A 13439-nucleotide genomic window follows, 5' to 3' on the forward strand; every position below is an offset into this window, starting at 1 on the left:
GTGAAGAACTTCAATAAGCAAATCACTTTATCGCTGAAAAATCCGTTTATTTTACATCATGACGTTTACGGACAAAAAGTCCTTCCGGGATTGGCTTATATTGATATGTTTTATCAGATTTTCAAAGAGCGCGGCTATTCATACGACGGGCTTCAGCTGCGCCATTTATCCATATATCAGCCGCTTATTGCGAAAGAAGACAGCGCCGTCAAGCTTACGGTTGAATGTACAAAGGTAAAAGAAGGGCGATGGAAACTTACCGCAAAAGGGGCTGAGGTCAGCGGCGGACGCGTACAGCCGGAAGAACGTATTTACGTCAAAGCGGAAATGCACGAGACGGCACCCGCAGTTTTCAGTGACACGCTTGATCTTGACTCTGTCAAACGCGAGGCGGAACGCACCATCGATTTAAATGAGCTGTATGCACAATGCAGAAGCCAGGAATTGGTTCACAGCGGATATATGAAAGCAGAAGGAGAAGTGTTTGAGGAGCGGGACGGCGTCACCTTTGATGTATCGCTCGGAAAAGACGCGATGGGACAGGCCGGGGGGTTTTTGTTCCATCCGACTCTTCTTGACGGAAGCGGCGTCGGCGCAAACCTATTGATCTCATCGCTGTTAAATGGGGAAAAGAGGCTGTTTCTGCCTCTTTTCTACGAATCTTTTACAGCTTCCGAACCTTTGCAGAGCGGCTGCATCACGAGAATCAAACGTTCGTCGCTTCGGCAGGAAAAGGAGCTCATTTACATTACACTGGAGTTTTTTAACGCATCCGGCCGGAAAGTAGCCGAGCTGAAAGATTTCACAAGCAAGCTCGTGCGGGATGCCGAGCTGATCAATACAGACCGTAAGCCTGCTGAGAAGTCTCCTGAAAAAGCCGGTTTACCGGAAGTTGCGGCATCGCTTGAAGGCGGACACCCGCATGAGGAAGCAGAGCGGTATGTCATGAATCTGATGGCGGAAAAAATCGGCAAGCCGCTTGAACAGATTGATTCTCAAGTCGGCTACTATGAAATGGGGCTGACATCGTCCGGACTGCTTGACGTCGTCGAAACGATCAGCGAAAAAATCGGCGAAACCCTTTCTCCGACTTTGCTGTTTGAATATACGACGGCAGCAGAGCTGGCAGCTTTCCTGACTGAGCAGTACGGGAGCCATTTCAGCGCGCCTCCGGCAAAAATGGAGAAGCCGGTTGAGCCGCAAACAGAGAGAAGACGGAAAAGCAGTGTTCCGCAAGATGAAGATATCGCCATTATCGGCATGGCCGGCCGCTACCCGCAGGCCGAAAATATTCATGAATTCTGGGAAAACCTGAAAGAAGGAAAAAACTGTGTTACCGAAATTCCGGAGTCTCGCTGGGACTGGCGCCGGTTTGAAAATGTAAAGTCGCCTTCCGGAAAGAGCATTTCAAAATGGGGCGGATTTATTGATGATCCGGATTGCTTTGATCCCCAATTTTTCCGGATTACGCCGCGGGAAGCTGAAACAATGGACCCTCAAGAACGGCTGTTTTTACAAACATGCTGGGAAACGATTGAGGATGCCGGATATACGCCGAAGTCGCTCGCAGAGGCGCGCGGACGGAATAAGAGACAGCGCGTCGGCGTCTTCGCAGGGGTGATGCATAAGGATTATACGTTGGTCGGGGCTGAAGCTTCTTCCGAAGATCATGTATTCCCGCTTTCTCTTAATTATGCGCAAATCGCAAACAGAGTTTCATATTTTTGCAATTTTCATGGGCCGAGCATGGCGGTCGATACGGTCTGTTCATCTTCGCTGACTGCGGTTCACCTTGCTGCGGAAAGCATTCGGCGCGGGGAATGTGAATCGGCAGTTGCCGGAGGCGTCAACTTGTCGCTGCATCCGAATAAATATCTGACATACGGTTTATGGGACATGTTTTCAACAGACGGGGTTTGTCATACATTCGGGAAAGACGGAGACGGCTATGTACCGGCTGAAGGAATCGGTGCCGTTTTATTAAAACCGCTGCGAGAGGCGGTAAAAGACGGAGACCGGATTTATGCGGTGATAAAGGGCAGTGCCGTCAATCACGTGGGGACAGTGAGCGGAATTTCCGTGCCGAGCCCTGTCGCGCAGGCCGATTTGATTGAAGAATGCCTGGACAAAGCGGGCATCGATCCGCGCACGGTCAGTTATATTGAGGCGCACGGGACGGGAACTTCTCTCGGCGATCCGATTGAGGTTCAAGGCCTTGTCAAGGCGTTCCGCCAGTACACACAGGACAAACAGTTCTGTTCGATCGGATCAGTGAAGTCCAATATCGGCCATGCGGAATCGGCGGCGGGCATCAGCGGCTTAAGCAAGGTTGCCCTGCAGCTTCACCATAAAACTTTGGTGCCGTCTCTTCATTCCGAGGAGCTGAATCCGTATTTAGATTTTGAACAATCACCGTTTTACGTCCAGCATCATACCGAAGAATGGCATCAGCCCTCAGTGACGGAAAACGGAAATGAGACCGTATATCCCCGGCGTGCAGGCATCAGTTCTTTCGGGGCGACAGGTTCAAACGTGCATCTCATTCTGGAGGAATTTATCCCTGAAGAATCACACGGAACAAATGCTGAACCGGCAGGAGAACAGACATTCATTTTTCCGGTTTCAGCCCGGAATGAAGAACGGCTAAAAGAGTATGTTGCGAAGCTGTCTGCATTTATTCATCCCGGCCTGCCGCTTGAGGATGCGGCGTATACACTTCAGATCGGCCGTGAACAGATGGAGGAGCGGGTTGCGTTCACCGCTCAGAATATGACACAGCTCAAAGAGCGGCTGGAAGGCTTTCTGGCGGGTAAAACGGTCAGCGGGTGCTGGCGGAACCGAGCCGATAAAAGCAAACAGGCAGAGCTTGCTCCGGACTTGATACATAAATGGCTTTCCTCCGGGAGTCTGGGGATGATTGCCGAAAAGTGGGCCGGCGGAGGAACGATGGATTGGAATCTCTTGTACGGTGAAAACAAACCGAATCGGATCAGCCTGCCGACATATCCGTTTGAAAAAATCCGGTATTGGGTGCCGAAGGCGGAGAAAAGAGAATCGCTGCCGCAAAAAAATGCAGGCATGCTGCATCCGCTCCTTCATGAAAATGTATCAAACATGTCAGGCGTCCGTTTTCGGTCCTCTTTTAGCGGCGGAGAATTTTTCCTGAAAGATCACGTCGTCAAAAACGAGCGGACGTTACCGGGCGCGGCTTATCTGGAAATGGTTCGGGCGGCCGTGGAACATGCGGCAGAAACGAAGGAAGAAGGAACAGTCCGGCTGAAACATGTCGTATGGATACGTCCGTTTACAGCGGCGGATGAGTCCGCAGAACTGTATCTCCGCCTTTATGACGAAGAAAATGGAGAGATGGGATTTACGGTTTACAGTGAATCGGCTTCCTCGGAACAAGAGCCCGTTCTCTATGCGCAAGGAAGCGCGGCGTTTGTCCGAGCGCGCGAACCGGCCAAAATCGAGATTGACAAATTAAGAGAGTCTCGCCGTCTGATCACACCTGACGCTTGCTATCAGGCATACAAACAGATGGGGATTGAATACGGAGATGCTCACAAAGCGGTCACGGAAATCTATGCAAACGACAGCAAAGTGCTCGCGAAGCTCTCACTCCCGTCATCTATTTCTCATACAAAAGATCAGTTTGTCCTCCATCCGAGCTTTTTGGATGCGGCCTTCCACGCGACAATCGGGTTAATGCTTGACAGAGACGGGACTGACATACGGCCGATGCTGCCGTTTGCTCTCGAACAGATTGATGTGTTGAAAAGCTGTAAAAGTGATATGTGGGTATCCATTGCGTACAGCGGCGAAAGTAAGCCTGAAGATGCTGTGCAGAAGCTGGATATTGATTTGTGTGACGAACAAGGCAATGTATGTGTGAAAATGACTGGTTATTCCGCACGGGAAATTGAAACGGATAAAACAGATACACTATTTTTTGAACACGTATGGGAAGAGAAGGCCGCTGTACATGAAAAAGCGCCGATCCATTTCAAAGCCCGTCACGTGATGATATCTGACCGGTTTACGGATCAAATGAACAGCATACAGACAGACTTCAGCTGTCATGTGCTCCGTGATCAGCATAAGAGTGAAGACGAACGGTTTGAAGCTTGTGCGCTTCAGGCGTTCGAAGAAGTGAAGAAAATCCTCGCTTCAAATTCCGGCGGGCGCGAGCTCATTCAGATTGTCGTGCCTCAAGAAGCGGATACGCAGCTCCTTTGCGGCTTAACGGGGCTTTTGAAAACAGCGGCGCTTGAAAACCCGAACCTGACCGGCCAGCTGATTGAAGCGGAGCCGGACGTCAAGGCAGACACGCTGTCCCGATATGTAAAAGAATGCAGCGCTCATCCTGATGACAAGCATATTCGCTATGAAAACGGCAGGCGCTATACGGCACAATGGCAGGAAACAGGGCTGGAACAGTTCGGCGCCGAAAAGCCGTGGAAGGATAAAGGTGTTTATCTGATCACAGGCGGTGCGGGCGGACTCGGATTTTTATTCGCCAAAGAAATCGCCCGGCATGCAAAAGACGCCGTTCTTATTTTAACGGGGCGTTCTCTGTTGGATAACCGTAAAAAATCCCAGCTTCAAGAACTGTCCGATCTCGGCGCGCAAGCCGTGTACAAACAAACGGACATGACGGAAAAACAAGAAGTTCAATCGCTCATAGCGGACATCTGTCGGCAGTACGGCGGCTTAAACGGTATCATTCACAGCGCCGGAACGATAAAAGACAACTATATTCTGAAAAAGGACAAGGATGAAATCCGTGATGTACTGGCGCCGAAAGTCTCCGGGCTGGTTCATCTTGATGAAGCGGCAAAGGACATTGAGCTGGATTTTCTGATTCTTTTCTCTTCCGGAGCCGGAAGCGCCGGAAGCGCGGGTCAGGCTGATTATGCGATGGCCAATGCGTTTATGAACGCCTTCAGTGAAAAAAGAAACCGTAAAAAAGCCCGAAATGAACGCTATGGACACACCCTTTCAATCTGCTGGCCGCTTTGGAAAGACGGCGGCATGACGGTTGATGCTGAAACGGAAGCCATGCTGACAAAAGAAAGCGGTATGGTCCCTATGCAAACAGAAAACGGCATTCAGGCTTTGTACCGCGGGTGGGCGGCAAACACATCCCAAGTCATGGTGACGGAAGGCTACGCCGCAAAAATCCGGGCGTTTCTGAAAAAATCAGCGGATGAACAGCTGGATTCGGGCAGCGAAACCGAAGAAACGGCAGGTCTTACAGCGGGCGGAGAGAACATGCTTGCAGAAAAAACGGAGCATTTCTTGAAACAAGTGCTTTCGGAAGTGACCAAACTTCCTGTCGGCAAAATTGACGCCAAGGCGCCTATGGAAGATTACGGTATTGATTCGATTATGATTATGCATTTGACGGGCCGGCTGGAAAAGAGCTTCGGCTCATTGTCAAAAACTTTGTTTTTCGAATATCAGAATATCGAATCGCTGGCGCAGTATTTTATGAAAGCACACCGGGACACGCTGCTGGAAGTGACCGGGATGAAAACAGAAGAAACCCCTGCAGCCAAACCGGCGCTGTCTGAGAAAGCGAAAGTAAAGCCCGTTTTCAAACGGAATGAAGGCAAAAAAGGCTTTGCGCAAGTCCGTCCAGACACGCGGAAAAATCAGCAGCTGACAGAGCGTGAAGATATCGCGATTATCGGTATGTCAGGACGATATCCGCAGGCCGAAAATCTTCAGGAATTTTGGAAGAACTTGAGTGAAGGCACTGACTGCATAACCGAAATTCCAAACGATCGCTGGGATCACAGTCTTTATTACGACGCTGATAAAGATAAAGAAGGCAAGACGTACGGAAAATGGGGAGGATTTTTGAAAGACGTGGACAAATTTGATCCGCAGTTCTTCTCTATTTCGCCCCGGGATGCAAAATTGATGGACCCGCAGGAGCGGTTATTCCTGCAATGTGTCTACGAAACGATGGAAGATGCCGGTTACACGCGCAAAAAGCTCACGGAAAAATCGGGTGATTTGCTTGGCGCCAATGTCGGTGTTTACGTCGGCGTCATGTATGAGGAATATCAGCTTTACGGAGCAGAAGAACAGGCGCGCGGAAAATCGCTTGCGCTGACCGGAAATCCGTCATCAATTGCGAACAGGGCTTCCTATGTATTCGGTTTTAACGGCCCGAGCATGGCTCTGGATACGATGTGCTCTTCTTCTTTAACAGCCATTCATCTGGCATGCCAAAGCTTGCGGAACGGGGAATGCGAGGCAGCATTTGCCGGGGGCGTCAATGTATCCGTTCATCCGAATAAATATTTGATGCTCGGCCAGAACAGATTTTTATCAAGCAAAGGCAGATGTGAAAGTTTCGGAGAAGGCGGGGACGGTTATGTGCCCGGTGAAGGAGTGGGCGCCGTACTCCTTAAGCCGCTTTCTAAAGCGAAAGCGGACGGTGATCATATTTACGGCCTGATCAAAGGAACGGCCGTGAACCATGATGGAAAAACAAACGGGTATTCCGTACCGAATCCGAACGCCCAAGCCGCGGTGATCAAACAGGCGTTAAAAGACGCGGGAACCGATCCGAGGGCGGTCAGCTACATCGAAGCCCACGGCACCGGGACTTCACTCGGCGATCCGATTGAAATCACGGGTCTGACAAAAGTCTTTTCAGAACAAACACAAGATAAACAGTTTTGTGCCATCGGCTCAGCGAAATCCAATATCGGGCACTGTGAAAGCGCGGCGGGCATCGCGGGTCTGACGAAGGTGCTCCTGCAAATGAAACATAAGAAGCTCGCACCGTCACTGCATTCCCGGACGCTTAATCCGAATATTGATTTTCTCGCTACGCCGTTTAAAGTGCAGCAGACGCTTGAAGAGTGGAAAAGACCGGTCATAAATGAAAACGGAATAAATAAAGAATTGCCGAGAACCGCGGGGCTTTCCTCATTCGGAGCCGGCGGTGTCAACGCTCATATCGTCATCGAAGAATATTCAGCTGATGAGGATAAGGAGACGGCTTTTGCCGCGCCTCATCCGTCGATGATCGTCCTTTCCGCGAAAAATGAGAAACGGCTTCAAAAACGGGCGGAACGTCTTCTTGATGCGCTGCGGAGCGGGCGTTACCGGGAAGCGGATCTGAGCCGGATCGCATATACGCTTCAAATCGGCCGTGAACCGATGGAAGAGCGTCTCGGAATGATTGTCAGCAATTTGCGCGAGCTTGAAGAAAAGCTTGACGAATTTACGGGCGGCAAGGAGTCAATTGACCAGCTCTACCGCGGACAAGTCAAACAGAATAAAGACACGATGGCGCTGTTTGCGGCTGATGAGGACATGGAAAAAACCATTGAGGCGTGGCTTGAAAAAGGCAAAGCCGCAAAGGTATTAGAGCTTTGGGTGAAGGGTCTTCCGCTGAATTGGGATAAGTTGTATCAAATGGGCAGACCGCAAAAAATCAGTCTCCCGGCCTACCCGTTTGCAAAAGACCGTTATTGGATCGACATATCAGCAGATGCAGCTGTCAAAAGACCGGGCGAAACACAGTCTGCGCCGATCGCACCGGCGGCCGCCCCGGAACCGGTCATTGAAGTAACAACTCTTCACGAGGAGACTGCCAAAGAAAAACCGTCAAACATTTCATTGCAGCCTTTGAGCGGCGCGAAACCGAAAAGAACCGTACAGTCTGTTTCCCGTCCGGCGGTTTCCGTTGAAAAAGTAAGTGCCGTATTGACCGAAAGTTTGGCAGACGTTTTATATATGGATGCCGACGATATCGACGCAGACGACACATTTATTGATATCGGCATGGATTCAATCACCGGTCTTGAATGGATAAAGGCTGTTAATAAAGCATACGGCACGTCCCTTACGGTGACGAAAGTATATGATTATCCGACAATTCGCCAGTTTGCGGCTTTCTTGCAAAAAGAGCTCGGGACAGAACCGATCCTTGAGGAAGCAACCGAACCGCAGAAAACAGAGGCCGTGAAAAAACCGTCAAACATACTGCTGCAGCCTTTAAACGCTCATAAGCAGCATGTGATACAAGCAGAAGCGGATATTCTGGAGGCGATGTCTGAAACGGCAGCTTCCGCCGAACCGGAAGAACCGATTGAAGCGGTGCATGACGAGTTATCAAAAGCACTGGCTGATGTATTGTACATGGAGCGGCATGAGGTAGATATTGATGAGGCCTTTATTGACTTGGGTATGGATTCGATTACCGGTCTTGAATGGATAAAGGCCGTCAATAAACGGTACGGCACGGACTGTAACGTAACGAAAGTGTATGATTATCCGACAATCCGCCAATTTGCCGATTTTCTGCGTACGCAGCCGTCCGTCCGCGGAAGAAAAAAACAGGCGGTTCCCGTACGTCCAAAGCCGCTTACACAGCAACACGCCCTGCAGGAGCAAACACCTGCCGAGCCTGAGAGATTAACGGTTCAAAAGGAACCTGAACCGGTGCAGGCCAAACGGGAGCCTAAAGACGAGATAGCGGACGCGATAGCCATCGTCGGCATGTCGGGCAAGTACCCGGATGCGCCGGACCTAAAGACGTATTGGGACAACTTAGCCCGTGCGAAAAATGCCATTCGCGACATCCCGCTTTCCCGCTGGGATGTAGACAAATACTATGATCCGGCCTTAAACAAGAAGGGCAAAGTATACTGCAGATCAATCGGTATGCTTGACGGCATTGAAGAATTTGATCCGCTGTTCTTTAATATTTCTCCGTCTGAAGCGGAACTTATGGACCCGCAGCACCGGATATTTTTACAGGAAGGTTTTAAAGCCTTTGAAGATGCGGGTTACAGCTCAAAAGAATTAAACGGGAAAAATTGCGGCGTTTATTTGGGGATTATGAACAATGAATACGGCTTGATGTTAAACAACCATCAGACAGGAGGAAGCGCGACGGGCAACAGTTTCAGCATCGCGGCGGCCCGCCTGCCTTATTATCTCGATTTGAAAGGGCCGGCCATTCCGATTGATACGGCATGCTCTTCATCTCTCGTCGGGACTCATTTGGCGCGTCAGGCGCTGTTGAATCATGAAATTGACATGGCGCTTGTCGGCGGCGTGACCTTGTATTTAACGCCTGAATCATACATCAGCATGTGTGAAGCCGGAATGCTGTCTCCTGACGGCCAATGTAAAGCATTTGATAACAGTGCGAACGGATTTGTGCCCGGCGAAGGCGCGGGGGCGCTCGTTTTGAAGAGGCTGAAAGATGCGGAAGCCGATCAAGACCATATTTACGGAGTCATTATCGGATCTGGAATTAACCAGGACGGAAAAACCAACGGCATTACCGCACCAAGCGCGAAAAGCCAAATGGATTTAGAGCGCCAAGTGTATGAAGCGCACAACATCCACCCTGAGAGCATCACCTATGCGGAAATGCACGGCACCGGCACAAAGCAGGGGGATCCGATTGAATTAGAAGCCCTGTCTTCTGTATTTAAGGAAAAAACGGACCGCAAACAATTTTGCGCCATCGGTTCGGTTAAATCGAATATTGGGCATACGTCGGCGGCGGCAGGTGTAGCAAGCGTCCAGAAGGTTCTGCTGTCGATGAAGCATCAGCAGCTTGTACCGACCCTTCATTTCAGCACGCCGAATGAACATTTTGATTTCGATGACTCGCCTTTATTTGTCAATACCGAACTCAAACCTTGGGAAACAGGCGGAGCACCGCGGCGGGCCTGTGTCAGCTCATTCGGCTACAGCGGCACAAACGCTCATCTCGTTATCGAAGAGTATCAGCCGAAAGACCGGGGAAGCCGTAAGCCTGATGAGACAAACATTTTTGTGCTGTCGGCGAAAAAAGCGCCCCAGGTAAAAACCTATGCCGAGTCTGTGATCGAATTTGCAAAAGCCAATCAGAATATCAATCTTTCAGATATGGCGTACACGCTTCAAACCGGGCGTGATGCGATGGATTACCGTCTTGCGGTTACAGCCGGTTCGAGAGAAGAACTGATCAGCCGTTTAACCGATTTTGTAAACGGAAATACGGGTGAAGGGATATATGAAGCCCATATCAAAACGGCTAAAAAAGAAATCAAAGCATTTGAAACGGACGATGACCTGAAGCAGCTTGTGAGGTCATGGTTCGATAAGAAAAAATACGCCAAAATAGCGGAATTGTGGGCCAAAGGGCTTCAGATGGACTGGGACAGACTCTATCAAGGCGAAAAACCCCGCAGAATCAGTCTGCCGGCTTACCCATTTGCGAAGGAGCCGTACTGGCTGCCTGAGCCGAAAGCCGTACCGCAGGAAACAGAAGACCGGCGCAAGGCTGTGCTTTTAGAAAAGCAATGGGTTCCGTGTGAGATCGATTCGGCCGGTGAGAAAAGCGGCAGGACGGTCATGATTCTGGCTGATGCAAGGACAGCGGAGCTAGCCGAAGAGACTGCGAAGCATTTCGCTGACTCGTTCATTCTCCCGGTCGATTCCGCTGATACTGCAGCTAGCGATTGGAATCACATAGATGGCGCAATCGATCTGACGGGATGCGGAGACGAAGACCTTTCACTGGAAGGGATCAGCCGGCTCCAGACTCTGATTGATACAAGCCGCCGGCAAGCGCGGCCGCTGACGCTGCTATATGTAACAAAAGGATTGGAGCCATTTCAGCAGAAAACGATTCATCTTGCAGGAGCGGCAAAAAGCGGCCTGTACAGAATGCTTCAAAATGAGTATCAAAACGTGACGTCAAGACACATGGATGCCGATACAGATACGGATCAGCAGACGCTTGCCAAACAGATTGCAGATGAATTTTCGGCGGACAGCACAGAACCGGAAATCTGCCGCCGAAACGGACAGAGATACCGTGCTTTATTCAGGGAGATTCCAAGCGGGAAGCGAGCAGAACATAAGCCCGCACCGTTTCCTGAAGACCATGTGCTTTTCATTACCGGAGGCACGAGGGGACTGGGTCTCTTATGCGCCCGCCATTTCACAGAAAAACACGGCGTGAAAAAAGTAGTGCTGACAGGCAGGGAACCGATTCCTCCCCGCCATGAACGGTCAGCCGTTAATACGAGGCTGAAAGAGAAGATACGGGGGATTGAAGAGCTTGAAGCAAAAGGAGTGCAAGTGGCGGTGATCAGTCTGAAATTGTCTGATCATGATGCGGCGGCAGCGGAAATTGAAACGATCCGGCGCACGATGGGACCGATCGGCGGCGTCATTCACTGTGCGGGATCGGTTAATTCAGTAAATCCGGCGTTTATCAGAAAGACTGCCGACGATATACAAGAAGTGCTGGAACCGAAAGTCGCAGGGCTTCAAACATTAAGCAGCCTTTTCACAAATGATCCTTTGCAATTTTTTGTCTTATTTTCTTCAGTATCTGCAGTCGTTCCGGCGCTCGCGGCGGGACAGTCGGATTATGCGATGGCAAATGCGTACATGGATTATTTCGCGGCGGCTCATCAGCATCAATATCCGTTAGTCAGCATTCAATGGCCGAACTGGAAGGAAACCGGATTGGGTGAAGTCCGCACAGAAAGCCTGAAGCAGACCGGGCTGCTGGGACTGTCCAACGCGGAAGGACTTGACTTGCTGGACCGCATTTTATCTGAAAACATCCGCCCGTCCGTTCTGCCGGCTATCGTTGATCGGAGCGAATGGCATCCTGACAGGCTGCTCTGTCAAGAGAAAACACAAAAAGAGACTGAAGCCGTAATAACCGGCAAAGCCGCGGAAAAACATTCAGACAGAGAACTGCTTCTTGATACGAAGGCGTGGCTTGTGAAATTGTTTTCCGATGAGCTGAAAATCGCTCCGGAAGAACTGGAAACAGACGAACCGTTTCAGGATTACGGGGTTGATTCGATCATTTTAGCGCAGCTTTTACAGCAAATGAATCAAGCGCTCAAAGAGGACTTAGACCCATCTGTTTTATATGAACATCCGACGATTGACGCGTTTGCCGAATGGCTTGTATCCAATGGGCAGCCGCTGCTTGCAGAAAGAGAGGAACCTGATACTGAAATCTTGGTTCCGGCTGCCGTACAAACGGTTCACACTGAACAAAAGCGTGATGCTGTAACTGAAGACATTGCCGTCGTCGGAATGAGCTGCCGTTTTCCGGGAGCGGAATCGTTAGACCAATATTGGGACTTGCTGAGAAGCGGCAGGTCCGCAATCGGCTCCGTCCCGGCGGAACGTTTCGGATATGCAAATCAATACGTTGCGGGATTGATTGACAATATGGATCACTTTGATTCCGAATTCTTTTTCATTCCGGAAAACGACGCGAAAGCGATGGACCCTCAGGCGTTGGCGGTGTTGGAAGAGAGCTTGAAACTTTGGTGCCATGCCGGCTATACCCGTGAAGAAATCAAGGGCATAGAAGCCGGTGTGTATATCGGAGGCCGCAGCCAGCATCAGCCTGATCCTGAAAGTCTTGCGAATACCCGCAACCCGATCGTTGCGGGCGGGCAGAATTATTTAGCGGCAAACGTTTCGCAATTTTTTGATCTGCGCGGGCCGAGCATCGTGCTTGATACGGCTTGTTCATCGGCTTTGACAGGAATGAACATGGCCGTTCAGGCACTGAGAAGCGGCGATATCAAAGCGGCGGTAGTTGGCGGCGTCAGCCTGCTGAACACGGATGCGGCGCACCGGATGTTCCAAGAGCGCGGGCTGTTAAACGAAAAACCGGCATTTCACGTATTTGACAAGCGTTCAGGCGGAGTTGTCCTCGGTGAAGGCGTCGGCATGGTTCTGTTAAAAACAGTAAGCCAGGCGCAAAAAGACGGCGACACGATACACGCAGTCATTAAGGCCGCCGCCATGAACAATGACGGCAGAACGGCAGGCCCGTCAGCCCCTAATATGCAGGCGCAAAAAGACGTTATGCAAAGCGCGCTTTTCAAAAGCGGCAAAAAGCCGGAAGACATCACTTATATCGAAGCAAACGGATCGGGTTCCGCGGTGACTGATTTGCTTGAGCTGAAGGCGATTCAATCCGTATACCGCTCAGGTCAGCATGTTCCGCTCGGCATCGGGTCAATCAAGCCGAACATCGGGCATCCGCTTTGCGCAGAAGGCATCGCAAGCTTCATTAAAGTCGTATTAATGCTGAAGCATAAACAAACGGTTCCGTTTCTCTCAGGAGACGAACCGATGCCGTATTTTGATATAACAAAGACAGATTTTCACTTTCATAAAACAGCCGGCGAATGGGATGCAGCCAGACCGTCAGCAGCCATCAACTGCTTTGCCGACGGCGGAACGAACGCCCACGTTATTCTGGAAGCTTGGGAAGAAAAAGATACCCGATTGAAAAGAAAGCCGCTGCCGGTACCGTCATTAAGACGTAAGGCTCTGGTAAAAGAACCTGACGTACGAGCGGAGAAACAAGAGCTTCCTGCGAAAAAAATGTTCTGGAAAGCATTTAAATGAGAGAGGAGTGG

General features: G+C 50.4%; 1 protein-coding gene. It reads left to right on the top strand.

Annotation, left to right across the window (positions count from 1 at the left end; genetic code table 11):
* Positions 1-13428 (top strand): type I polyketide synthase, encoded by a 13428-nt coding sequence (locus tag RUW00_RS02660; protein ID WP_315956459.1) that lies wholly within the window; start codon positions 1-3, stop codon positions 13426-13428.
* Positions 13429-13439: the final 11 nt, after the last annotated feature.

Source organism: Bacillus sp. IS1 (assembly GCF_032461585.1).
Taxonomy (GTDB): Bacteria; Bacillota; Bacilli; order Bacillales; family Bacillaceae; genus Bacillus; species Bacillus velezensis.